This window comes from Ornithinimicrobium cavernae (genome assembly GCF_003121625.1).
GTDB lineage: Bacteria > Actinomycetota > Actinomycetes > Actinomycetales > Dermatophilaceae > Ornithinicoccus > Ornithinicoccus cavernae.
In genome coordinates, this window is the sequence record NZ_QDDJ01000015.1 from 42552 (window position 1) to 66427 (window position 23876).

At 72.6% G+C, this 23876-nt stretch carries 19 protein-coding genes; 10 read left to right on the forward strand and 9 right to left on the reverse strand.

Going from position 1 to position 23876, the window contains the following annotated elements; genetic code table 11:
* Positions 1–2 precede the first annotated feature (2 nt).
* A complete protein-coding gene (locus DA085_RS16495; RefSeq protein ID WP_161958524.1) occupies positions 3–1664 on the reverse strand; it encodes a helix-turn-helix transcriptional regulator in 1662 nt (553 codons plus the stop codon).
* 240 nt (positions 1665–1904) lie between these two features.
* Here DA085_RS16495 and DA085_RS16500 point away from each other — a divergent pair, with 240 nt between their 5' ends.
* Together DA085_RS16500 and DA085_RS16505 are read left to right on the forward strand one after the other, a co-directional pair.
* A complete protein-coding gene (locus DA085_RS16500) occupies positions 1905–4313 on the forward strand; it encodes a cell wall-binding repeat-containing protein (RefSeq protein ID WP_109474086.1) in 2409 nt (802 codons plus the stop codon).
* A 5-nt stretch (positions 4314–4318) separates the two neighbouring features.
* Positions 4319–4627 carry a GNAT family N-acetyltransferase gene (locus DA085_RS16505; RefSeq protein WP_109474087.1) on the forward strand — a complete coding sequence of 103 codons (309 nt, stop codon included), beginning with the start codon at positions 4319–4321 and terminating at the stop codon, positions 4625–4627.
* Between the two features lie 250 nt (positions 4628–4877).
* Here the strand turns inward: DA085_RS16505 and DA085_RS16510 are convergent, their stop codons facing one another.
* Complete coding sequence (locus DA085_RS16510; RefSeq protein ID WP_237565571.1) at positions 4878–6035, reverse strand: ROK family transcriptional regulator; 1158 nt, start codon at positions 6033–6035, stop codon at positions 4878–4880.
* A gap of 164 nt (positions 6036–6199) precedes the next feature.
* On the opposite strand from DA085_RS16510, the gene DA085_RS16515 reads away from it, so the two are divergent.
* The 7 genes from DA085_RS16515 to DA085_RS16545 all read left to right on the forward strand — a co-directional run bounded on the left by DA085_RS16515 (position 6200) and on the right by DA085_RS16545 (position 14374).
* A complete protein-coding gene (locus DA085_RS16515; RefSeq protein ID WP_237565579.1) occupies positions 6200–7720 on the forward strand; it encodes a sugar ABC transporter ATP-binding protein in 1521 nt (506 codons plus the stop codon).
* The gene (locus tag DA085_RS16520; RefSeq protein WP_109474089.1) at positions 7717–8745 is read left to right on the forward strand and encodes an ABC transporter permease; all 1029 of its coding nucleotides are present in this window, start codon (positions 7717–7719) and stop codon (positions 8743–8745) included. Before DA085_RS16515 ends, DA085_RS16520 begins: the two co-directional genes overlap by 4 nt.
* The gene (locus tag DA085_RS16525; RefSeq protein ID WP_109474090.1) at positions 8742–9920 is read left to right on the forward strand and encodes an ABC transporter permease; all 1179 of its coding nucleotides are present in this window, start codon (positions 8742–8744) and stop codon (positions 9918–9920) included. Before DA085_RS16520 ends, DA085_RS16525 begins: the two co-directional genes overlap by 4 nt.
* A gap of 11 nt (positions 9921–9931) precedes the next feature.
* The gene (locus DA085_RS16530) at positions 9932–11179 is read left to right on the forward strand and encodes a substrate-binding domain-containing protein (RefSeq protein ID WP_237565572.1); all 1248 of its coding nucleotides are present in this window, start codon (positions 9932–9934) and stop codon (positions 11177–11179) included.
* 122 nt (positions 11180–11301) lie between these two features.
* On the forward strand, positions 11302–12207 hold the full coding sequence (locus DA085_RS16535; protein ID WP_109474092.1) for a sugar phosphate isomerase/epimerase family protein: 906 nt from the start codon (positions 11302–11304) through the stop codon (positions 12205–12207).
* Positions 12200–13336, forward strand: a complete 1137-nt coding sequence (locus DA085_RS16540; protein WP_109474093.1) for a Gfo/Idh/MocA family protein — start codon at positions 12200–12202, stop codon at positions 13334–13336. The genes DA085_RS16535 and DA085_RS16540 overlap by 8 nt, the downstream gene beginning before the upstream one ends.
* 36 nt (positions 13337–13372) lie before the next feature.
* Positions 13373–14374 carry a sugar phosphate isomerase/epimerase family protein gene (locus DA085_RS16545; RefSeq protein WP_109474094.1) on the forward strand — a complete coding sequence of 334 codons (1002 nt, stop codon included), beginning with the start codon at positions 13373–13375 and terminating at the stop codon, positions 14372–14374.
* Between the two features lie 25 nt (positions 14375–14399).
* Here the strand turns inward: DA085_RS16545 and DA085_RS16550 are convergent, their stop codons facing one another.
* Positions 14400–16064: a nuclease-related domain-containing DEAD/DEAH box helicase gene (locus DA085_RS16550; RefSeq protein WP_237565573.1), complete on the reverse strand. Its 1665-nt coding sequence runs from the start codon at positions 16062–16064 to the stop codon at positions 14400–14402.
* Between the two features lie 82 nt (positions 16065–16146).
* Here DA085_RS16550 and nagA point away from each other — a divergent pair, with 82 nt between their 5' ends.
* On the forward strand, positions 16147–17271 hold the full coding sequence (nagA, locus tag DA085_RS16555; protein WP_109474172.1) for an N-acetylglucosamine-6-phosphate deacetylase: 1125 nt from the start codon (positions 16147–16149) through the stop codon (positions 17269–17271).
* On the opposite strand, the gene DA085_RS16560 is transcribed toward nagA, so the two are convergent.
* The 6 genes from DA085_RS16560 to DA085_RS16580 all read right to left on the reverse strand — a co-directional run bounded on the left by DA085_RS16560 (position 17265) and on the right by DA085_RS16580 (position 23834).
* Positions 17265–18029 (reverse strand): glucosamine-6-phosphate deaminase, encoded by a 765-nt coding sequence (locus DA085_RS16560; RefSeq protein WP_109474096.1) that lies wholly within the window; start codon positions 18027–18029, stop codon positions 17265–17267. The two genes, nagA and DA085_RS16560, sit on opposite strands and share 7 nt — an antisense overlap.
* 3 nt (positions 18030–18032) lie before the next feature.
* Positions 18033–19004, reverse strand: a complete 972-nt coding sequence (locus DA085_RS16565; protein ID WP_161958525.1) for an ROK family protein — start codon at positions 19002–19004, stop codon at positions 18033–18035.
* A complete protein-coding gene (locus DA085_RS16570; RefSeq protein WP_161958526.1) occupies positions 19001–20488 on the reverse strand; it encodes a glycoside hydrolase family 3 protein in 1488 nt (495 codons plus the stop codon). Before DA085_RS16570 ends, DA085_RS16565 begins: the two co-directional genes overlap by 4 nt.
* The gene (locus DA085_RS21390; protein WP_202619285.1) at positions 20485–21321 is read right to left on the reverse strand and encodes a carbohydrate ABC transporter permease; all 837 of its coding nucleotides are present in this window, start codon (positions 21319–21321) and stop codon (positions 20485–20487) included. Before DA085_RS21390 ends, DA085_RS16570 begins: the two co-directional genes overlap by 4 nt.
* The gene (locus DA085_RS21395) at positions 21318–22295 is read right to left on the reverse strand and encodes a carbohydrate ABC transporter permease (RefSeq protein ID WP_202619286.1); all 978 of its coding nucleotides are present in this window, start codon (positions 22293–22295) and stop codon (positions 21318–21320) included. Before DA085_RS21395 ends, DA085_RS21390 begins: the two co-directional genes overlap by 4 nt.
* Positions 22296–22496: 201 nt before the next feature.
* On the reverse strand, positions 22497–23834 hold the full coding sequence (locus DA085_RS16580; protein WP_161958527.1) for an extracellular solute-binding protein: 1338 nt from the start codon (positions 23832–23834) through the stop codon (positions 22497–22499).
* Positions 23835–23876 lie beyond the last annotated feature (42 nt).

Genomic DNA, 23876 nt, shown 5'->3' on the forward strand with positions numbered 1-23876 from the left:
GTTCAGTGAACCCAGCCGGAGCGGACGGCGAGGGCGGCAGCGGCCGTGCGGGACGGCAGGTCGAGCTTGCGCAGGATGTTGGTGACGTGTCGGTGCACCGTGTGCTCCGACACCACGAGCCGGTGGGCGATCTCACGGTTGGTGAGACCCTCGGCGAGCAGGACGAGCACGTCCTGCTCGCGCGCCGTGACCGGTAGGCCCGTGCCCCGCTGTGCCGGTGCGGTGGAGAGGGCCATGAGGCGGCGTGCCCGGGTGGCCTCGGTCCGGGCCCCGAGCGCAGTCAGCGCGGTGAGTGCGTCCCCGGCCTCCCGCTCCGCGAGCGGGAGCCGGTCGAGCGCCACCAGACTGGTGGCGAGGTCGACGCGTGCCCGTGCTGCCTCGAACGGCGCTCCGCACCGGGTGAACCTGTCGACGGCGTCCTCGAAGCGGGTGCGCGCCGCCTCATGGTCCCCGGACGCCGCGGCCACCAGTCCCTCACCCAGCGACGTCAGGGCTCCCACCGGCTCCGTGCCGACGAGCCGGTCGAGCTCGCGGAGCGACTCGAGCACCTCCCCCGCCCGCTCGAGGTCACCCGCCCCTATCCGTGACCGCAGCAGGTGCTCCAGCGCCGGGGCGTGATCGACCCGTCGCTCCGGCGGTGACTGGCGCACCATCCTCTCAACCAGCTCGGCGGAGCGTCGCACGTACCCTCGATCGAACTCCAGCCGTGCCTGACACAGCAGGGCCTGGCCAGAGGCCCCGGCACGCTCCAAGAGCGTCGACACGTCACTCTGCCGACCCTGGCGTCGCCGCAGCTCGGCGAGTGCCACGAGCGGCATACCGACAAACGCCGGCCGTGACCGGGCGAAGTCCTGCACCGAGGACTCCAGCAACCGCTCCGCGTCGGCCCACTGGCCACGCCACAGTCGGACGGTGCCGTACTCCGCGCGACACACAGCGCGAAGGTACCGGCTGCCGTACCGGTCGGCGAAGTCGGCGATGCGCTCACACCACTCGGCAGCCCGCTCCAGGTCGAGCACAGCGGCACAGGCGGAGACCAGGAAGCAGCAGGCCCAGCCCCCAGCAATCGGGTTGGTCGCGTCCCCGGCCATGGCCGTCGCCTCCTCGAGACGGCACATGCCCTCGTCGACCTTCGTGGCCCCCACCAGGATCGCTCCCTCGAGGGCCAGGCCGAGCATCTGGACGTCCGGGTCCTCCAGCTGACGTCCTGCCTCGGTGGCCTCGGCCGCCAGGTGCGCCGCAGCGGCGTCGTCGCCCCGACCGGCGGCCAGGTAGCCCTCGAGAAAGGCCAGCCAGCCGTGCTCGGGACAGAGAGGGGCGTCGGCCAGGAGCCGGTGAGCCCGGCGAAGCCAGCCGCTCGCCACCGAGGCGGCCGCCCGGAAGTCGAGGTTGTCACTGGCCAGCCAGATCGCCAGCCGCGCCGCGGCCACGTCCTCGTGACGCTCGCGATACAGGCGGAAGGCGCTCTGGCGGGCCGTAAACACCCCGTCTGCATCATCCAGCCACCAGGCTGCCCAGGCGAGTCCCTCGAACGCCTCGGCGGACTCGTCCAGGGCGAGGGCCTGGGTGAACGACGAGCGCGCGGCCGCCCACCGGGCGTCCGACAACTGCGCCCAGCCGGCGGTGAGCGCTCTCGGACCAGAGTCGACCTGCGGTTCACCCATCGCCATCAGTCTCGCGCGCTCGCGCACGGGCCGCACCCCGTCAGAGGCTGGCCGTGCGAGCACGTGATCACCGTGAAACACCAGGTGGGAGGCCGGACGCCCCCGGACGACACCCCGCGCACCCGGTGGCCCGGGCCACCCGCTCGCTAGGTTCTGGCACGTCCTTGGCCATAACCTGAGCCGGGGAGTCCGGGGGGCCGGGCTCCAGACACGTCTCGGACGGACTCGGAGGTCTCACCCATGGCACGCTCGCACGGACTCGGCAGGGTCCTGCTCACCGGACTGGCGGGCATCTCGCTCAGCGCCACCAGCCTGGCAGCAGGAGCCGGCATCCACGACGGCGGGCCGCTGGCCGCGCCGGGGGCCCTGTCGACGGCCCCGACAGAGGACACCGGCTCGGGCAGCGCCACGGCCGACGACCTCTGGACCGGCGACCGGATCGACGGCCGGGTGCAGTCCGAGCTCGACGAGGACGGCACCGCGGACTTCTGGATCGACCTCGCGGCCGAGGCGGACCTCTCCGCGGCCGCCGATATCACGGACTGGGACGAGCGCGGACAGTTCGTCTACGAGACCCTGACCGCGACGGCGGAGGCCAGCCAGGCCGACCTCCGGGCCGAGCTGGACGAGGCGGGGGTCTCCTACGAGACGTTCTGGGCCACCAACGCGATCCGGGTGACCGACGGTGACGCGGACCTGGTGGAGTCGCTCGCCGGACAGTCCGACGTGGCGCACATCCTCGGCACGTTCGAGGTGGAGCAGCCCGAGCTCGAGCCCATCGAGGCGGACTCCCGGCCGGACGCGGAGCCCGACGCCGTGGCGTGGAACCTGACGGACATCAAGGCCGACGAGGTGTGGGCACGAGGCATCACCGGCGAGGGCATCGTGGTGGCCAGCATCGACACCGGCGTCCAGTGGAGCCACCCGGCGCTGAAGCGGCAGTACCGCGGCACCCGCGCGGACGGCACGGTCAACCACAACTACAACTGGTTCGACGCCACCACGAAGAGCCCGGGTCAGCCCACCGACAAGAACGGTCACGGCACCCACGTCACCGGCACCATGGTCGGCGACGACGGCGGGGCGAACAAGGTCGGCGTCGCCCCCGGTGCCAGGTGGATCGCGGCCAACGGCTGCTGCCCGAGCGACCGTGCTCTCATCGCCTCCGGCCAGTGGACCCTGGCGCCGACCAACCTGGCCGGCAAGGAGGCTGACCCCAGCCGTCGGCCCCACATCATCAACAACTCGTGGGGCTCGGGCCTGCCGTCGAACTCGCCCCTGCTCGAGGACATCTCGAAGGCGTGGACCTCCTCCGGGCAGTTCTCCGTCTTCGCCAACGGCAACCACGGCTCGAGGTGCCGGACGTCCGCCTCCCCGGGCAGCCGGATCGTCAACTACTCGGTCGGCAACTACACCCAGAAGCACGACATCGCCGTGGACTCCAGCCGGGGCACCGGCCAGGACGGCGTCATCAAGCCCAACATCTCCGCTCCCGGCACCGGGATCCGCTCCACCTTCAACGAGAGCAACTACGCCTACGGCAACGGCACCTCGATGGCGTCACCGCACGTCGCGGGTGCGGTGGCCCTGCTCTGGTCAGCCAAGCCCGACCTCAGGGGCGACGTGGAGGTGACCCGCGAGCTGCTCGACGGCACCGCGACGGACACGGACAACACCAGCTGCGGAGGCACCGCGGCCAACAACAACGTCTTCGGCCAGGGCCGGCTCAACGTCGCGGCCCTGATCGACGCCGCCCCGGCCACCCCGGTCCGCCGGCTGTCCGGCTCCGACCGCTACGCGACGGCCTCGCAGATCGCCGCCTCGCACTCCCCGGGCGTCAACACCGTCTTCCTCGCGACCGGCGCCGACTACCCGGACGCGCTCGTGGGAGCCGCGCTCGCCGGCAGCAAGGCAGCCCCGGTCCTGCTGACCAAGCAGGACCAGATCCCCGCGGCCACGCGCTGGCGTCTGAAGCAGCTCGCTCCGAAGAACGTGGTCCTCCTCGGCGGCCAGAGCGTGATCTCGGCCGAGGTGGGGCAGGAGGCCCGCGACATCACGGGGAGCTCGGTCTCCCGTATGTCGGGTGGTGACCGGTTCGGGACCGCGGCCCAGATCTCGCGGGGCTTCGACCACGCCGACGTCGTCTATGTCGCCACGGGCCACAACTACCCCGATGCCCTCGCCGGCGCCGCCCGTGCGGGCGCCCTCGACGGCCCGGTCCTGCTCACGCAGACGGACCACCTCCCCAAGGCGACCCGGACCGAGCTCAGCCGGTTGGCGCCGGACCAGATCGTGCTGCTCGGTGGCAGCTCGGCGATCTCGCAGACCGTGGCTGCCCAGCTGGGACAGTACGGCGAGGTCCGTCGCGTCGCAGGCACCCACCGCTACGGCACCGCGGCCAAGATCAGCCAGGACTACCAGAAGGCGGCCATGGTCTACATCGCCACCGGTGAGAACTGGCCGGACGCCCTGGCCGGCGCCGCCCGGGCGGGCCGGGACGCGGCCCCCATCCTGCTGGTCCAGAAGGGGAACATCCCGCAGGCCACCCGGGCCGAGGTTGCCCGGCTCGACCCCGAGCTCATCTACGTGCTGGGTGGGCACAACGCGATCAATGCGAGCGTCGAGATCCTGCTGGGTCGGATCGAGTAGGGGCCATGACAGAACTCGTCGTCACCGACAACCCTGCCCTGCACCGCTACGAGGCACACCTGGACGGCAGGCTCGCCGGATTCGTGGACTACCACCCCACGACCGAGCTGCGCGCCCTGACCCACACCGAGGTCGACACGGCGTTCGAGGGGCAGGGGGTCGGCGGTGCGCTGGCGAGGGCCACGCTGGACGACATCCGGGAGCGGGGCACGAAGGCGCTGGTCACGTGCCCCTTCCTCCTGGCCTGGGTCGGCCGGAACCCCGAGTACGCCGACGTCCTCTACGGGGCGTCGAGGAGCGCGGTCACCGACTGACCGGCCGACGACCAGCCCGGCTCCCTGCCGTGCGCTGGACAGAGGCCGGTAGGGCCAGGCTGCTCGGGGCTCCGGCGGTCAACTGAGAGCAGGCAATCGTTCTTGGAGCCTGCTGTGCCACGCTCCAAGAACGACTTCCGGCCCCAAGACGACGTGGGTGGGGCGTGCGGGACCGCTATCGAGGGGCGTGTGGGGCGTGCGCGACCGCCACCGAGGGCGGGTTGGCGTGCGGGACCGCTGCCCGGACTGGTCAGCCGACGTTCGCGCTCGCGGCCTCGATCGCCTCGGGTGAGAGCACGTGCGTGATCGCCATGGACGCGGCGCCGCGGACACCGGCCTCGACGCCGGCGCGGGAGGCCACCACCCGCAGCGACTCGGTGGCCAGCGGCAGTGAGCGGCGGTAGACCACCTCGCGGATCCCCGCCAGCAGGTGCTCGCCCGCGTCGGCGAGGCGGCCGCCGATGACGACGACCGACGGGTTGATCAGGTTGACCATCGTGGCGACGACCTCGCCGATGTCGCGGCCGGCCTGCCGGATCTCCTGGAGGGCGGCGAGGTCACCGCCGCGGACCAGGTCGACGACGTCCTGGGTGGAGCTGGCCTCCGCCCCCGCCTCGCGGAGGCGGGCGGCCAGGGCGGGCCCGGCGGCGACGGCCTCCAGGCAGCCCTCGTTGCCGCACCGGCAGATCACGCCGGCACCGCGCAGCACGCGCACGTGCCCGAGGTCGCCCGCGGTGCCCTGGGCGCCCCGCTGCAGCATCCCGTTGCTGATGATCCCCGCACCGATGCCCGTCGCGACCTTGATGAAGACCAGGTCGTCCACGTCGCGCAGGTGGGTCTGCTGCTCACCCAGCGCCATGATGTTCACGTCGTTGTCGATCAGCACCGGCACCGGATAGGTGCGCTGCACGTGACCGGGCACGTCGTAGCGGTCCCAGCCCGGCATGATCGGCGGGTTGATCGGTCGGCCGGTCGAGTGCTCGACGGGGCCGGGCAGCCCGATGCCGATCGCGGCCAGGTCGGAGGCGGGGCGGCCGGCGCGGACGAGCAGCTCACCGACGGTGGCCGTCACCCAGCCGAGCACCTCCACCGGCCCGCTGGCGATGTCGAGCCCGGCCCGGCTCTCGGCGAGGACCTCCCCCGAGAGGTCGGTCAGCACGGCGACCGCGTGCGTGGCGCCGACATCGACGCCGGCCACGACCCGCACGGAGGGGTTGAGCGCGAACAGCGACGGGGGTCGGCCACCGGTGGAGCGGGCGTCGCCGTAGGGGGCGACCAGGCCGAGCCTCATGAGCACATCGACGCGAGCGGCGATCGTGGATCGGGCCAGGCCGGTGGACTCGGCGAGCTGGGCCCGGGTCCGCGGTCGGCCGTCCCGGAGCAGGTCGAAGACGTCGCTGGTGCGCACCTCCGAAGTGAACCACGTGACTTGCAAATGCTCAACACGCAACTTTCGCCGGGCACTCGACAAAAGTGGATGACCCGTGTCATAGTCGGCTCGTGCCATACGACACCGATGTCGCCCGACCCGGGCACCCCTCCCACGGGGCAGGAGCCACCGACGCTGGGCCGCTGCTGCGCGCCACCGGCCTGACCAAGCGCTTCTTCGGCAACGCCGTCCTCCAGGACGTCGACCTGGAGCTGCACGCGGGCCTGGTGCACGGGCTGGTCGGCGAGAACGGTGCCGGCAAGTCGACGCTCATGAAGATCCTGGCGGGCGTCCACCAGCCGGACGGCGGCACCGTGGAGATCTCCGGCGAGCCCCGCACCTTCGGCCACCCGGTGCAGGCCCAGCAGGCAGGGCTGGCCACGGTGTTCCAGGAGTTCAACCTGCTGCCCGACCGCAGCGTCGCCGAGAACATCTACCTCGGTCGCGAGCCGCGCCGCGGCCTCCTGGTCGACACGGGCCAGATGCAGCGCGACACCGCCGAGCTCCTCGAGGGGCTCGGCGTGCACAACCTGTCCCCCGCGACGGTCGTGCGCACCCTCTCGGTCGCCGAGCAGCAGATCGTGGAGATCGCCAAGGCGGTCAGCTACGACGCGCGGATCATCCAGATGGACGAGCCGACCGCGGCCCTGGCCGACCACGAGGTCGAGCTGCTCTACAGCATGATCCGCCGGCTGCAGGAGCGCGGGGTGGCGATCCTCTACGTGTCCCACCGGCTGGCCGAGCTGTTCGACCTCTGCGAGACGATCACGGTCCTCAAGGACGGTCGGCACGTCGCGACCAGACCCGCGGCCGAGCTCGACGAGGCGTCCCTGGTGCGGATGATGGTGGGCCGCGAGATGTCTGCGTTCTTCCCCGACGCCCTGCCCGGCACCGCCCCCGGAGCCGCGGCGCTCACCCTCACTGGCGCCGGCAACGGCTATGTGGACGGCATCGACCTCAGCCTGCGGGCCGGCGAGATCGTCGGCCTGGCCGGACTGCAGGGGTCGGGTCGCACCGAGCTGGTCGAGGGCATCTTCGGCGCCCAGCCGTTCACCCGCGGGACGATGACGCTCGACGGCAGACCGGTCCGCGTCCGCTCCCCGCGCGAGGCGATCCGCCGCGGACTGGCCCTGGTCACCGAGGACCGCAAGGCCAAGGGCCTGTCCCTCAACCAGTCGATCCTGGACAACGCGCTCGGCGTCGTGCACGCGGTGTTCCCGCGGCGCACAGGAACCGCACGGCGGGGTATGCCGGGGGTCCTGTCCTCGATGGCTGTCGCCGCCCGGGGGATGGACCAGGAGGTCCAGTTCCTCTCCGGCGGCAACCAGCAGAAGGTCGTGCTGGCCCGGTGGCTGAGCACGAACCCACGGGTGATGCTCATGGACGAGCCGACCCGCGGCATCGACGTGGGCGCCAAGCACGCGATCTACGAGCTGATGCGCCAGCTGGCCGCCGACGGCGTGGCCGTCCTCATGGTCTCCAGCGAGCTGCCCGAGGTGATCGGCATGTCCGACCGCATCCTCGTGATGCACGAGGGGCGCCTGGCCGGTGAGCTGCCGGCCGGCTCCTCCGAGGAGGAGATCCTGCACCTGGCCACCGGCGCCGCACCCGCGCGACCCGAGCAGCCGGAACGCGACGACCCGAAGGAGGACCGGCAGCCATGAGCAGCCCCGTCACCGGCCGACGCCGCGTGCCCATCACCTCGACCGGCATCGTCTTCCTCGTGCTGGCCCTGACCCTCGTCGCCGGCGCGGTCCTCACGGCGATGTCGGGCCGCAACTTCTTCAGCCCGGGCAACATCTCGGCGATCCTCACCGGCACCTCCATCCTGGGCTTCATCGCCATCGGGCAGACGCTGGTGATCCTGGCCGGCAGCCTGGACCTGTCGGTCCCCTACGTGACCAGCCTGGCCAGTCTGCTCGCTGGCGTGCTGATGGCCGGGCAGACCAGCAATATCGTCCTGGGCGTCGTCGTGGCCCTCGGTGTCTCGGCCCTGATCGGCCTGGTCAACGGCCTGGTCGTGGCCCTGCTGGACGTGCACGGCTTCATCGCCTCGCTCGGCATGGGCCTGATCCTGGCCGGCTACCTCGGCACCAACTACAAGGGCTCGGCCGGCTCCGCGCCGCGGGACTTCCGGCTGATCGGCGCCACGAACATCGGCCCGGTGCCCGTGTCCACGCTGATCATGCTCGGCTGTGCGGTGCTGGTCATCCTGCTCCTGCGCCGCACCCGAGCAGGCCACCACCTGTATGCCGTGGGTAGCAACCGCGAGGTCGCCCGCATGTCCGGCCTGCACACGGCCACCCCCGTGGTCATGGCGCACGTGCTCTGCTCGCTCCTGGCCGGCATGGCCGGGCTGCTGCTCCTGGCCCGGCTCAGCGTCGGCAGCCCGACGATCGGCAGCCAGGGCGGCTACGACCTGATGTCGATCGCCGCGGTCGTCCTCGGCGGGACCGTGCTGGCAGGAGGCAAGGGCAACATCCTGGGCACGCTCGGGGGCGTGGCGATCTTTGCGGTCATGGACAACGTCATGGGCGTGATGGAGGTCAACCCGTTCCTCAAGGACGTCGTGCGCGGGGTGGTCATCGTGGTCGCGGTCGCCGTCTACGCCCGCCGCAGCGCCGGTCAGCGGCCACCGCGCTTCCAGAAGCAGTCCCTCACCGACGCGGCCCTGCAGGAGGCGCGATGACCACCCAGACGGCAGGCCGCGCCCCCGCCGCACTGGTCGAGCACCAGGGCAGCCGGCTCCAGCGGCTGGCGCGCACGCTGGGCACGCCCGGTGGCGCCGTGTTCATCCTGGTCGGAGTGCTGCTCGCAGCCATCGTGGCGACCAACCCCAACTTCGGTGAGCCCGGCTCGCTCATCCGCTTCATCGGCCGCACCGCACCGATCGCGATCGCCGCGATGGGCCAGTACTTCGTCATCGTCTCCGGCGAGTTCGACCTCTCGATGGGCTCGGTCGTCACCATGCAGGTGGTGCTCTCCGGCAACCTGATCGGCCAGGACGAGGCCCGGATCCTGCCGGTGATGCTGCTGATGTTCGTGCTCGGTGCGCTCGTCGGGCTGGTCAACGGCCTGGCCACCACGCTGCTGCGCGTCCCCAGCTTCATCGTCACCCTGGGCACGATGCTCGCGCTGTCGGGGCTCGTGCTCTACCTCACCGGCGGCGCGGCCACCGGCAACCCGGTCGACACGTTCCGCCAGATCGGCCGCGGCGGCATCCGCGACGTGCCGGTGCTGGAGATCATCCCCTACCCCGCGATCATCCTGGTCGTGCTGGCGGTAGGCGCCGTCGTCCTGATGCGGCGCCCGTGGGGCCGCACCCTGGTCGCCGCCGGTGACAACCCGGAGGCCACCCACCTGGCCGGCGCGCCCGTGTGGTGGGTCAAGACCCGCGCGTTCATGCTCTCCTCGCTCGCCGCCACCGTCGCCGGGATCATCCTGGTCGGCTACGCCGGCGTGCACCCCTCGGTCGGCAACGGCTACGAGTTCACGGCCATCACCGCCGTGGTGCTCGGGGGCGTGGTCCTCGGTGGTGGACGCGGCTGGGTGCTGTCGGCCGCCGCGGGGGCCTTCGCCCTGGAGCTGCTGTTCACGCTGCTCAACTTCGTCGGGGTGGCCTCGACCTGGCGGGACTCCGTGCAGGGCGTGATCATCATCCTCGCGGTCGCCGCCGCCGGGAAGGCCTGGCGCGGCAGCCTGCGTCCCCGCCGCAGGGAACCCTCCCCCGTGACCGCCCCCGGCGACCCGCGGCCCGCCCGCACCCCGGCCACCGAGCCGGCCACCCCTCATACTCCCGGCACCTCCGCCGGGGACTCCGGTCCCACCCAGCCCGTCCCGGGCTCCACCACAGGAGAGAACTGATGCGCAGAAGGATGTTGACCGCCCCCCTGGCGGCCGTGGCGGCGCTGGCCATGCTGGCGGCGTGCTCCACCGACGAGTCGCTGGACGACCCCTCCGCCGCCGAGTCCGCGGAGGACCCGGCCGCGCCCCCCGCCGACGAGGGCGAGGCCACCGGTGAGGAGCCGGCCGCCGAGGGCTCGGACGAGTGGTTCGACCAGGCCGTCTACGACACCGAGTACGAGCAGCGGTCGGCGACCTTCGAGGGCGATGCCGCCCAGCCCTACCTGCAGTACATCGACGGACCGATGACCGACACCTCCGAGTACGCCGCGGAGGGGCCGCACAAGGTCTGCTTCTCCAACGCCTCGATCAGCAACCCGTGGCGGCAGACCGGCTGGATCACGATGAACGAGCAGCTCAAGGTGCTGCAGGAGTCCGGCGTCATCTCCGAGATGGAGACCCGGGACGCCCAGGACGACGACAACACCCAGATCGCCGACATCGACTACTTCATCAACGAGGGCAACTGCGACGCGTTCGTCATCAGCCCGAGCTCCACGGCGGCCCTCACCCCGGCCGTCGAGCGGGCCTGCGACACCGGCCTGCCGGTCGTCGTCTTCGACCGCGGCGTCGAGACCGACTGCGCCACCACGTTCATCCACCCGATCGGTGGCTACGCGTGGGGCATCGACACCGCCGAGTTCCTCGTGGAGAACCTCCAGGAGGGTGACAAGGTCGTCGCGCTGCGCATCCTGCCCGGCGTGGACGTCCTCGAGCACCGCTGGGCGGCCGCGGAGAAGATCTTCTCCGAGAACGGCATCGAGGCGGTCGACTACTTCACCGGTGCCGACCCGACCGAGATCAAGAAGATCATCAGCGACGAGCTGGCCACCGGCGACGTGCAGGGTGTCTGGATGGACGCCGGTGACGGCGCCGTCGCCGCCATCGAGGCCTTCGAGGACGCCGGCGCGGACTACCCGGTCATGACCGGTGAGGACGAGATGAGCTTCCTGCGCAAGTGGGACGAGACCGGTCTGACCGGCCTGGCCCCGGTCTACTCCAACTTCCAGTGGCGCACACCGCTGCTGGCGATCGAGAAGATCTTCGCCGGCGAGGAGATCCCCACCGAGTGGGTCCTGCCGCAGTCGCCGATCACCGAGGAGGAGCGCGGCGACTTCCTGGCCGCCAACGAGGGCATGCCGGACGGGCACTACGCCAAGTTCGGCGGCGAGGACCTGCCCGGCTACCCGCAGGTGTGGCAGGAGCGGGTCATCCCGTAACCCCGGACCCCTGCCCGGCGACCCACCCGGAGGGGACGTGACACTGGTGCGCCTCAGCACACCGGTGTCACGTCCCCCGGGGACGGGCGTCCCACCCTGCCACCCACGAGAGGAGACCAGCGTTGCGAGCCATCGGCGTCAACACCTGGGTCTGGACCTCACCGCTGACCGACCGCGAGCTGCCCGCCCTGCTCGGCACGATCGCGGCGATGGGCTTCGACGCTGTCGAGCTCCCGCTCGAGCACCCCGGTGACCTAAGCGTCCCGGCCGTCTCGGCGGTGCTGGCCGACACCGGCCTGACCCCCTACGTCGTCGGCGCGATGGCCCCCGGCCGCGACCTGGTCGAGGCCGGGGCGAGCGAGGTCCGCGCCACCCAGGACTACCTGAGGCACTGCATCGACCTGGCGCAGGGCATCGGGGCGGCGTCGGTGTGCGGTCCGTTCTATGCCGCGACGGGCCGCGTATGGCGCATGGGGCCGGAGCAGCGCGCCTCCACCCTGGCGCAGTGGCGGCAGAACCTGGCCCCGGTGGCCGCGCACGCGCGGCAGGCAGGCGTGCGGATCGGCATCGAGCCGCTCAACCGCTACGAGACCTCCCTGATCAACACCGTCGACCAGGCCCTCGAGGGTCTCGGCGAGCTGCTGGACGAGGGCGTCGGGCTCGCGCTGGACACCTACCACCTGAACATCGAGGAGCGGTCGTCCGCCGGGGCGGTCCGCCGGGCCGGCGAGCACGTGGTGCACGTGCAGGCCTCCGGCAGCGACCGCGGCGCACCGGGCGGGGACCAGACCGACTGGCCCGCCCTGCTCGAGGCGCTCGACGAGGTCGGGTACACCGGCCCCCTGAACATCGAGAGCTTCACCGCCGACAACGAGGCCATCGCCACCGCCACGTCGATCTGGCGACCGCTGGCCCCGAGCCAGGACGAGCTGGCGACCAGCGGGCTGGCCTTCCTGCGCTCCCTCACCGCACCGACCGAGCCCGCACCGACCGAGCCCGCACCGACCGAGGGGGAACCCCGTGCCTGACCCGACCGCCGAGCCCCTCGGCGTGGCCGTCATCGGCTACTCCTTCATGGGCCGCGCCCACTCCAACGCCTGGCGCAACGTCGCCGCCTTCTACCCGGACGTGCCGCCGGTGCGGATGAGGGCCCTCGTCGGACGCGACGGGGCCAGGGTCGCGCGGGCCGCCGCCGAGCTCGGCTGGGACTCCAGCGTCACCGACTGGCGCTCCGTGCTCGAGCGCGAGGACATCGACATCGTCGACGTGTGCACGCCGGGCCACCTGCACGCCGAGGTGGCGCTGGCCGCGCTGGCGGCGGGCAAGCACGTGCTCGTCGAGAAACCGCTCGCGAACAGCGTCGCCGAGTGCGAGCAGCTCGTCACCGCCGCAGCAGCCGCCACGGGCCGGGCACTCCTCGGCTTCAACTACCGCCGCGTCCCCGCCCTGGCGCTGGCCCGCGGGCTCGTGGCCGAGGGCCGGATCGGCACGGTGCAGCAGGTGCGGCTGAGCTACCTGCAGGACTGGCTGAGCGACCCTGGGGCGCCGATGACCTGGCGGCTGCGCAGGGAGACCGCCGGCTCGGGGGTCCTGGGCGACCTCGGCTCGCACGCCGTCGACCAACTGCACTACCTGCTCGGCGAGCACGTCACCCGGGCCAGCGGGACCCTGCGCACCTTCGTCCCGGAGCGGCCCGGCCCCGACGGGACCGAGGCGGTCACGGTCGATGACGCGGCCTGGGCCACGCTGCATACGGCCTCGGGTGTCGTGGCGAGCCTCGAGGTGAGCCGGGTGGCCACCGGGCGCAAGAACGCCCTGACCGTCGAGGTCTACGGCACGACCGGGTCGCTGAGCTTCGACCTGGAGCGTCTCAACGAGCTGGTGCTCACGCAGACCGGTGACCCGCGCACCCAGGCGGCCGGCACGATCCTGGTGACCGAGCCCGAGCACCCCTACGTCGACGCGTGGTGGCCGGCCGGGCACGTCCTGGGCTGGGACCACACGTTCACCTCCCAGGCCGCCGACTTCCTGCGCGCGATCGCGACCGGCGACCCGGCGCACGCCAGCTTCGAGGACGGCCTGGCCGTCCAGCGGGTGCTCGAGGCGGTCGAGACCAGCCACGGGCGCGGCGGCGCGCTGACCGAGACGGGCAACTGACCGACTGACATCCTGGAGCAGGACGAAGGAGAGACCATGGCACGCCGATTCACCCTCTTCACCGGACAGTGGGCCGACCTGACCCTCGAGGAGGTGGCCGAGCTCGCCGCGAGGTGGGGCTATGACGGGCTGGAGATCGCCGTCTCCGGTGAGCACCTGGACGCCTGGCGCTGGGACGACGAGGAGTATGTCGAGGGGCGGCTGGAGATCCTGCGTCGCCACGGCCTGGGGTGCTGGGCGATCTCCAACCACCTCAAGGGGCAGGCCGTCTGTGACGACCCGATCGACGAGCGGCACCAGTCGATCGTCGGCTCGAGGGTGTGGGGCGACGGGGACCCGGAGGGCGTGCGGCAGCGGGCCGCCGAGGAGCTGAAGCTGACGGCCAGACTGGCGCAGAGGATGGGCGTGGACACGGTCGTGGGGTTCACCGGCTCCTCGATCTGGCAGTACGTCGCGATGTTCCCGCCGGTGCCCGCCTCGAGGATCGACGCGGGCTACCAGGACTTCGCCGACCGGTGGAACCCGATCCTGGACGTCTTCGACGAGTGCGGCGTCCGCTTCGCCCACGAGGTGCACCCGAGCGAGATCGCCTACGACTACTGGTCGACGGTGAGGACCCTGGAGGCGATCGGGCACCGCGAGGCGTTCGGGCTCAACTGGGACCCGAGCCACATGCTGTGGCAGGACATCGACGTGGTGGGCTTCATCACCGACTTCGCCGACCGGATCTACCACGTGGACTGCAAGGACACCCGGATGCGGGTCGGCAACGGCCGCAACGGGCGGCTCGGCTCACACCTGCCCTGGGGCGACCCGCGGCGCGGCTGGGACTTCGTCTCGACCGGGCGCGGTGACGTGCCCTGGGAGGACTGCTTCCGCGCCCTGGCCGCCGCCGGCTACGACGGGCCGATCTCGGTGGAGTGGGAGGACGCGGGCATGGACCGCCTCGAGGGCGCACCCGAGGCGCTGCAGTTCCTGAAGCGGTTCGACTACTCCCCCGCGACGGCCTCGTTCGACTCGGCGTTCAGCCAGGACTGACCGGTGCCGCGACCCGGCCCGCAGCTCAACCGATGCCGAGCCGGCGGGCCACCTGGTCGCCGCCGACCTCGCGGACCCAGGCCGGGTCGCCGACCACGATGAGCCGGTCCGTGGCCCGGGACATACCGACATACAGGCGCTCCCGCGCCCGCTCGGTGTTCTCGGAGTTGAGGCACAGCACGACGGCGCGGCGCTCCATGCCCTTGCAGCCCAGGACGGTGCCGTAGAAGACCTCGTCGGCGTCCCAGAAGCTCTGCCAGTAGCTCTCGTCGCCGCGCGTCTCCTGCAGCTCCCGCTGCTGCGGGTGCCGGGAGCCGGTGGTGATCAGCGCGACCTGCTGCGGGTCCCAGCCCTCGTCGAGCAGGAGGTCCACCTGGTCGTCGGAGGTGTCCAGCGCCTCGTCCGTGCTGGTCGCGATGAAGGTGACGTCCGGTCCGTCGCCGCCCAGCGGTCGCATCCGCGAGGGAGCCAGCGGCCCGAACGTCTCGGCGATCTGGGTGGTGTTGCGCAGGTTGTGGTCCAGCACGAGGGGCACCAGCTCGATCGGCGGGCGGCCGAACCGCGGGAAGAGCCGCTGGTTCTCGTCGGAGTAGATGTAGAGCCCGCCCTCGTCGGGGTGCCGCAGCGCGGCCAGCAACGGCGCCCACCACGACTCGGCGAAGTCCTGTGCCTCGTCCACGACGATGGCGTCGAACCTGTCCTTCTCCTCCAGCCCCTGGGCCAGCTCGAGCATGAGCGCAGGCAGCTCGACCTCCCAGAAGTGGCTGTCGTTGCGGTCGCCGTCCGGCGCCCCCCACCTCCTCCCGAGCCCGTGGAAGGTGCCCACGTAGGCCGGCCGGGCCCTCCTGTTCGCACTGCTCATCTCCCGGTCGAGGTAGGTCGCCAGGCCGATCGAGTAGCACAGCAGCGCGACCCGTTGGGCCGGGCGGCCCTCGCTCGCGCTCCCCCGGGTGAGCCCCTTGGCCTGGGCCAGCGCGAGGACGGTCTTGCCGCTGCCTGCACCCCCGCGCACCTCGACCCGGTGCAGCAGCCGGGTCACCTTGAGCAGCATGTGCTGCTCCCGGGTGAGCCGGTCGGTCGCCGCGGCCTCCCGCTCGTCGGCCTCCGCGGCGATGCTCGGCGCCGCGGTGCTGCGGCTGCGCCAGATCTCCAACGCCTTCTCGACATGGTCCGCGGCGGGCACGGGGCGGTTCGTCTCCTGACGGGTGGCCAGGTCGCGCAGCCGGGGCGCCAGGTGCGGCAGGTCGTCCTGGTCATGGACCATCCACCGCGGCAGGTCGGGCAGCGAGAAGTCCGGACCGAGGCGGGTGAACGGCAGGACGACCGTGTGCGCCCACCGGACCTTCTCGCGCCCCCAGGCGGGATGACCCTCGATATAGCGGCGGAGCTCGTGCTTGCCGCGCATCGCCTGCTCGACCGGATCGACCCGCACCATCTCCCTCGGGGTGCGCAACCACCACTGCCCGTCCGCATCGACCGAGACGCCACTGCCCTTGACCTCGATGACGATGACGGCCGCACCGGGCAGCATCGCGACGAGGTCCAGCTCGTGGTCGCCCTGCTCGTTGGTCAGGCGGACACTGGCCAGGAGCACGGCGTCGTCGTCGAGCTGGCGGCGCAGCGTCTCCCAGACCTCCCGCTCCGACTGGGTGGTGAACACGGAGTCCGGGGGAATGCAGCGGGCCGTCACGGGGCCTCCCTTCATCGGGTGCCCCTATGCCTACCAGAGCCGGGCCGCCCCGCAAGTCACCGCGACCTGCCACGATGGGGTCATGCTGATCCGAGCCGACCGGATGCTCCACGTCGATGGCGCGTTGGCGCCCGGCTGGCTCCAGGTCGAGGGCGAGCGGATCGTGCAGGTGCTGGGTGACCTGTCCGCGATCGGGCCGCCGGACGTGGAGGTCCCGGTCCTGAGCCCGGGGTTCGTCGACATCCACTGTCACGGCGGCGGTGGCGGTGCCTTCACCTCCGGCGACCCGGCCGAGATCCGCGAGGCCGTGCGGGCCCACCGCGAGGAGGGGACGACGAGCCTGGTGGCCAGTCTGGTCTCCGACGAGCTGGACGCGCTGGAGGCGCAGATCGCGGCGCTCCACAGCTTCGTGACCGCCGGCGAGCTGGCCGGGATCCACCTCGAGGGGCCCTGGCTCAGCCCGGCCCGCTGCGGTGCCCACGACCCGGCCCGGCTCGCCGACCCCGCGCCGGCCGCGGTGGCCCGGCTGCTGACCGCCGGTGAGGGCAGCGTGCGGATGGTCACCCTGGCCCCGGAGCTGCCGGGTGGGATCGAGGCGGTCCGGCGCCTGGTGAGGGGCGGCGTCGTCGCGGCCATCGGGCACACGGACGCGGCGGCCGCGACCATCGCGCGGGCCGTGGACGCGGGGGCGACCGTGGCCACGCACCTGTTCAACGCGATGCCGCCGGTCCACCACCGCGAGCCCGGCCCGGTGCCGGTGCTGCTGGGTGACGACCGCGTCGTCGTGGAGCTGATCGCCGACGGCCAGCACCTGCACCCCGACGTGCTCGCCCTGGCCGCTCGTGGTGCCCGCGGCGGCTGGGTCCTGGTCACCGACGCGATGGCGGGAGCGCTGGCCCCGGACGGGGACTACCTGCTGGGTCCGCAGCGGGTGAACGTGCGCGGGGGCGTCGCCCGGGTCGAGGGCGGGGCGGTCGCCGGCAGCACGCTGAGCATGTCGCGGGCCGTGCGCACCGCGGTGGCGGCCGGCATCCCGCTCGCCGGCGCGCTCCGGGCCGCCACGGCCGTGCCGGCGCACACCGTCGACCTGGAGGGCGTGGGTGTCCTGGCGGCCGGGGCGTGGGCGGACCTGGTGCTCCTCGGTGAGGATCTGGGGGTCACCGGCGTGCTGCGCCGAGGTCGCTGGGTGGTCGAGCCGGCTCAGTAACCCTGCCAGGACGGCTTGTGCCCGTGCACGAAGCGGTAGTAGTCGACCAGGCGCAGCCGGGCGGCGGCCGGCTCGTCGAGCACGGTCGTCACGTGCGGGTGGAGCTGGAGCACCGAGGCGGGACAGAACGCGCTCACCGGCCCCTCGAGTGCGGCCGCCACCGTCCCGGCCTTGCCCTCACCCGTCGCGACGAGCACCAGGTGGGCGGCCTCCAGGATCGTGCCCAGCCCCTGGGTCAGCACATGGTGCGGGACCTCCTCGGGGGCGAAGAAGCGCGCGTTGTCCCGCCGGGTCTGCTCGGTCAGCGTCTTGACCCGGGTGCGCGAGGCCAGGGACGAGCCCGGCTCGTTGAACCCGAGGTGCCCGTCGGTGCCGATGCCCAGCAGCTGCACGTCGACGCCGCCGGCACGGCGGAGGGACTCCTCGTATGCCGTCGCTTCCGTCACCAGGTCCGTGGCGGTCCCGTCGGGGCCGGCGACCTCCAGACCCACGTGGTCGCTGAACATGCGCCGGATCACCTGGCGGTAGGCCTGCGGGTGCCCGGCAGGGATCCCGACGTACTCATCGAGCAGGAAGGCACGGCACCCCGCGAACGACAGGCCCTCCTCACGGTGGCGACGGACCAGCTCGTCGTACGCCGGTCCCGGCGAGGAGCCGGTCGCCAGCCCCAGCGTGCCGCCCGCCCGGACCGTGCCCTCGAGGATGTCCGCGACCACCACCCCGGCCTCCCGGGGTGTCGCGGTGATGACGACCTCCACGGCCTATCCCCCGGGCCGGCCCGTGCCCACCCCGGTGCGGGGCGAGGTGGTGGGCGTGACCGGCTCCTGCGGCTGGGGCAACAGCGCGGCGCCGACCGACCCGGCCGGGTAGTCCTCCGGGAGCCAGCGCACCCGCTCGTCGACGGCCAGCGTCTGCTCGAAGCCCGAGTCGCCGTGGTCACGCAGCGCCGCCAGCAGCGCTTCCTGGAGTGCGGGGGTGGAGGTGACGACCCCACCGGCCAGCACGACGTCGGCGACGTCGGTGGTCTGCACCAGGATCCGCACCGCCTGGGCGAGGCCGGCGACCAGGTCGTCTCGCACCCCGGTGGCAGTCGGGTCGCCGGCGGCCGCGGCCGCCATGAGCTCGGCCGCGGAGCCGGCCCAGCGCCGGGCGAGTCCGCCGCCGGAGGCGTAGAGCTCCAGGCAGCCCTGCTTGCCGCACGGGCACGGCGGCCCCGACCGGTCGGTGACCAGGTGGCCGATCTCGCCGGCCAGACCCCGGTCGCCCCGTCGCAGGACGCCGTCCAGCACCAGTCCGGCGGCCAGCCCGGTGCCCACGTTGAGCAGGGCCAGGTCCTGCCCGTGCCCGTCCCCCGAGCTGCGCAGCCAGTGGGCGGCGCCCCACGCGGCGGCCTTGACGTCGTTCTCCACGAGCACGGGGGCGCTGGTGAGCGCGGCGGCCTCCGCCGCCAGGTCCAGCGGCCGGCCGTCCAGGCCGAGGTTCACGGCGTGGGTGACCCGACCGCCGGAGACGATGCCGGGCACCCCAATGCCCAGCGCGGCCACGCGGGCGCCGGTCCCGAGCTCCTCCAGGAGCAGGCCGTATGCCGTGCGCAGGCCGCCCAGCACGCCCGCCGGTCCGCGGATGCTCCGGACCGACTGCCGGGCCACGACCCGGTGCCCGCCGGCCACGACCTCGACGGCGGCCGCGTCGACCCACGTGCCGCCGATGTCGACCCCGACCCGGAGGCTCACGGCGTCCACCCCAGGGCCCGGGTCAGGGCCGTCGTCGAGGCGGCGGAGGCGCCGTAGGTGCGGATGACCCGCTCGAACCGGTCCAGCTCCGGGGCCGGCCAGCCCAGCTCGACCAGCCACACCTGCGGGTTCGTGGTCAGCGTCTCGCGCACCCACCGCCAGACCCGCACGTCGGAGGTGGCACCCCGGACGAGCAGCAGGGTCGGGCCCTGCGGCAGCGCCGTGGCCGCCAGGGCGGACGGCAGCAGTCGCGGGGTGTCCGCCCCCACGAGCCCCCACGCGGTCTGCCCGACGGCGGGGCTGGTGCCGGTCTCCAGGTGGATGACGCGGGCCGCGGGCAGGGACGGGATGCCGTCGAGCAGGGCGGTGGCGGCACGCGCCGAGGCCTGCCTGGCGTGCGCGATCACCGTCGCACGGGTCGCGCTGGTCATGGTCGTGGCACGACCGGTCCTGAGAGGGCCGGCCGGGAGAGGACCCGCGGGGTCGGACGGTCCGGACCAGGCCGCGCGAAGGCGACCGACCCGGTCGGCGGCGTCGGCCAGGCGCTCCGCGGGCAGGCTGCCCTCCTCCACGGCCGCCGCGATGGCGCGGGCCACCCGGCGCACGACCAGCGGCCCCTCGTCGGTGCCCGGACCCAGGCACAGCAGGTCCGCGCCCGCGGCGAGCGCGCGGACCGCCGCCCCGGGCATCCCGCCATCGCCCTGGGCACCGGCCATGTCGAGCGCGTCGGTGACGACCACCCCCTCGAAGCCGAGCTCCCCGCGCAGCACGTCCTGCAGCAGGACGGGGCTGAAGGTCGCCGGCCGGTCGGGGTCGAGCGCCTCGATCACGACGTGCGAGGTCATGACGGTGGCGGCCCCCGCCCGGACGGCCGCCGCGAACGGCACCAGCTCGCGCTCGTGCAGCACCTCCCGGCCCGCGCGCACGGTGGGCACCGCGTGGTGGGAGTCCGTCCGCGTGTCGCCGTGCCCCGGGAAGTGCTTCACACTCGCCGCGACCCCCGCCGCGGCCAGGCCCTCCACGAAGGCGACGGTGTGCCGGGCGACCAGCGCGGGGTCGGCGCCGAAGCTGCGGGTGCCGATGACCGGGTTGAGCGGGTCGGAGTTCACGTCGGCGCAGGGTGCCAGGTCGAGCCAGATGCCCGCTGCGGCCAGCTCGGCGCCGATCCCCGTGGCGACCGCTCGGGTGACCGAGGGAGAGTCCAGCCGCCCGAGGACGGCCGGTCCGGCATACGGGCTGCCGGTCGTGACGTGCAACCGGGTGACGTCCCCGCCCTCCTCGTCGACCGCGAGCACCGCCGTTCCGGCGAGCCCGCGCACGGTGCGGGCCAGCTCGGCCAGGTCCCGGCCGGGGGCCACGTTGTTGCCGTACAGGCAGACGCCGCCCAGGCCCAGCTCGAGCTCCTCGGGCAACCAGCGCGGCACGTCGGGCCCGGCGAAGCCGGCGAGGAGCACCCCACGGGCGGCCCGGTCCAGGCCGCTCACCCCTTCACCGCCCCGGAGACGAGGCCGGCGGTCATCCTGGTCTGGACGACCAGGAAGAAGACGATGACCGGGACGGCCACCAGGACGGAGCCGGCCATGACGGCGGGCCAGTCGATCGCCTCGTTGGACACCGTGGTCATGCCGCGCAGCCACAGCGGCAGCGTGCGGTTGTCCGGCTCCATGACCACGACCGCGAGGGTGTACTCGTTCCAGGCCTGGAGGAAGGCGAAGACGCCGCTGGCGATCAGGCCGGGCGCGAGCAGCGGGAAGGTGATGGTGAAGAACGCCCGCACCCGGCTGCAGCCGTCGACCATGGCCGCCTCCTCCAGCTCCACGGGCACCCCGTCGACGAACCCGCGCAGCAGCCACACCGTGAACGGCAGCACGGCCGCGACATAGAGCAGCGACAGGCCCCCGACCGTGTTGTAGAGGCTCCACTCGTTGAGCATCCGGTACTGCGAGATAAACAGGGCCTCGGGCGGGATCATCTGGATCGTCAGCACGACGATGATGAAGGAGACCCGGCCGCGGAACCGGAACCGCGAGATCGCCACCGCGGCGACGAACGCACACAGCACGGCGGCGGCCACCGCGATGAGGGTGACGGAGAGGCTGAGCCGCAGCGAGGCGAGGAACTGGTCGTCGATCGCCCGCCGGAAGGCATCCAGGTTGAGGTCGGTGGGCAGGAACGAGGGTGTCGGTGCCCGCAGCGCCTCGATCGGTTGCAGGGCCCCGTTGAGGACCCAGTAGACGGGGAAGATCCAGACGAGCGCGAGGGCGATCGCGACCGCTCCCCAGAGCCGGCTGCGCGCGCCGCGCCCCACGCGCCTCACGGCGCCTCCGCCCGGAGCAGCGAGCGCACGTAGTGGCCGGTGAGCACCAGGGTGAGGACGAGCACGAAGAGCGCGAAGGCCGAGGCCATGCCGTACTCGCTCTGCCCGACGCCGAGGGTGTAGATGTAGGTGCCCAGCAGGTGGGTCTCGCTGGGGACGCCGCCCACGCCCTGCAGGTAGTGGATCTGGGCGAACACCCGCAGGTCCCAGACGATCTGCAGCATGAGCACGATCGTCAGGGCCGGGCGGATCGAGGGGTAGATGATGAACCGCCAGCGCTGCCAGGCGTTGGCGCCGTCGATCTGCCCGGCCTCCAGCGCGTCCTCGGGCACCTGGGTCAGCGCCGCGTAGGCGGTGAACGCCACGAACGGCACGCTCATCCACACCACGATCACGGTGGCGACCAGGAGGAACGAGAGCGGCTCGATCAGCCAGTTGTGCCGGGTGAAGTCCCCGACGCCGAGGGTGTTGAGGCTCCAGTTGACCAGCCCGTAGCGGGTGTCGAACAGCCACTGCCAGGCGGTCATGGCGGCGATCACCGGCATCGCCCAGCAGAGCAGCATGCTCACCTGCAGGAGGACCCGTGGGGTTCGCCCGACGCGCAGCATGAGCAGCGCGAAGGCCGTGCCGATCAGCATCGTGAGCGCCACGGTGACGACACAGAAGGCGAGGGAGCGGGCGACGACCGCCCACATCTGCGCATCGGTGAACAGGGCGCGGTAGTTGTCCAGGCCGACCCACTCGGGCGGGGCACCGAACTGCTGGGCGCGGCCGAACTCCTGGAAGGACATGATGACCTGCCGCACGAGGGGGTAGCCCTCGGCCACGACGAGCAGCGCGATCGCCGGCAGCAGCAGCCCGTAGGGCCCGAGCCCGCGCCTGCTGCGCCGGCCGGGCCGCGGCGCGGGCCCGGGCACGCCGGCCACGGCCGCCGGTGGCACGGCCGCGAGCACGGTGCCGCTCTCCTGGGACATCCTCACACCCGTTCTCTTCGTGGTTTGCACCCATTTTTGGGGAGGTTCGGAACGCTCCGACACCATTTTTGGGGAGGTTCGGATCGCTCCCCGCGCAATTTCGGGGAGGTTCGGCTCGGACCGCGCCGACGCTTCCGGGCCCGTGGGGGGGCGGCGCCTGGCTCGGCACCGGCCCCCACGGCATACCGGTATGCCGCTGACTCACCCGTTGAGCAGGTCGGCCAGCTGGGCGTCGGTCTCCTTGGCGACCGTCGCCACGTCCTCGCCGCCGGCGATGCGGCCGAAGGCCTCCTCCATCACGGTGGCGGTCTCGACCGCGGCCCACTCGGGCGAGGCCGGCGTCAGCTTTGCGCTGCTCGCGGCCGCGATCGCCGCCTCGGCGAACTCGTCGTCACCCATCAGGCTGGTGAACTCGCTGTCGGCGGGACCGAGCCCGTTCTCGGCGAGCATCGTCTGGTACTCGTCGCTGAAGATGAGCCGCAGCAGGTCGGCCGCCAGCTCCTTGTGCTGCGACTGGGCGGAGATGGCGATGTTGGAGCCGCCGGCGAACACGGGGGCCACGCCGCCGTCGACGCCGGGCAGCGCGAACGCGCCCAGGTCCTCGGCCTTCGCCTCCTCCACGCTCCAGCGGGCCCAGCTCGGCGCCATGAACATGGCGGCCTCACCATTGTTGAAGGGCACCCACGGCTCGGCGTCCCGACCGTCCTGCGGAGCGGTCGTGGCACCCTCGTAGAGCTCCTGCCACTGGGTCAGCCCGGCGACACTCTCGGCCGAGGAGAGCTTGCCGACCCACTGGCCGTCCTCCTGCACGGCGATGTCACCGCCGTGGGCGAAGATCCAGCTGATGCCGTTGCGCCAGTCCTGCCCGGGCAGCCAGATCCCGGAGTAGCCGTCGCCGCTGGCCCCGCGGAGGGCGAGCGCCGCCTCGGACAGCTCCGCGAGCGTGGTGGGCACCGCGAGGTCGTTCTCCTCGAAGGCGGCCTTGTCGAAGAAGATGTAGCGCGAGCCCCAGTAGTAGGGCACCGCGTAGACCGTGTCCTCGTAGGTGCCGGCCTCGATGAAGCCCTCCGGACCGATGTCACCGAGCTCCTCGAGCAGGCCGGTCAGGTCCTCGAAGGCGCCGACGCTGGTGTAGGTCGGCACCTGGGTGTTGCCCATCTCGATGACGTCCGGAGTGTTGTCGGGGTCGGGCAGGGCCTGGTTGGCGCGCTGCAGCAGCTCGCCCCAGGGGATCCGCTGGACCTCCAGGGTCGCGCCGGTCTCCTCCTCGAACGCCGTGACGAGCCACTCCTCGAGCTCGACCGGGGTGTCGGTCTCGCCGGCCAGCCACAGGGTCAGGGTGTCGCCGCCCGCCGCGGCCGGGGCCTCGCCGGGACCGGCGGAGGGGTCGTCGCCGTCCGCGGGGGCGTCGTCGGCCGACGGTGTGTCGTCGGCCCCCGCGTCAGGGGTATCGGTGGTGCTGCCCTGTCCGCAGGCAGCCAACATGGTCGCGGTGACTGCGGTCACGATCGCGGTCCTGGTCAAGGTGCTGAGTTTCATCATTGAACCTCTCGGTGTGCTGGTCGGCAGTGAACCCGGGGG

Coding starts and splice junctions, on each gene's coding strand:
- DA085_RS16495 (WP_161958524.1), bottom strand. CDS start 1,664: ATGGGTGAACCGCAGGTCGACTCTGGTCCGAGAGCGCTCACCGCCGGC.
- DA085_RS16500 (WP_109474086.1), top strand. CDS start 1,905: ATGGCACGCTCGCACGGACTCGGCAGGGTCCTGCTCACCGGACTGGCG.
- DA085_RS16505 (WP_109474087.1), top strand. CDS start 4,319: ATGACAGAACTCGTCGTCACCGACAACCCTGCCCTGCACCGCTACGAG.
- DA085_RS16520 (WP_109474089.1), top strand. CDS start 7,717: ATGAGCAGCCCCGTCACCGGCCGACGCCGCGTGCCCATCACCTCGACC.
- DA085_RS16525 (WP_109474090.1), top strand. CDS start 8,742: ATGACCACCCAGACGGCAGGCCGCGCCCCCGCCGCACTGGTCGAGCAC.
- DA085_RS16530 (WP_237565572.1), top strand. CDS start 9,932: ATGTTGACCGCCCCCCTGGCGGCCGTGGCGGCGCTGGCCATGCTGGCG.
- DA085_RS16545 (WP_109474094.1), top strand. CDS start 13,373: ATGGCACGCCGATTCACCCTCTTCACCGGACAGTGGGCCGACCTGACC.
- nagA (WP_109474172.1), top strand. CDS start 16,147: ATGCTGATCCGAGCCGACCGGATGCTCCACGTCGATGGCGCGTTGGCG.
- DA085_RS21395 (WP_202619286.1), bottom strand. CDS start 22,295: ATGTCCCAGGAGAGCGGCACCGTGCTCGCGGCCGTGCCACCGGCGGCC.
- DA085_RS16580 (WP_161958527.1), bottom strand. CDS start 23,834: ATGAAACTCAGCACCTTGACCAGGACCGCGATCGTGACCGCAGTCACC.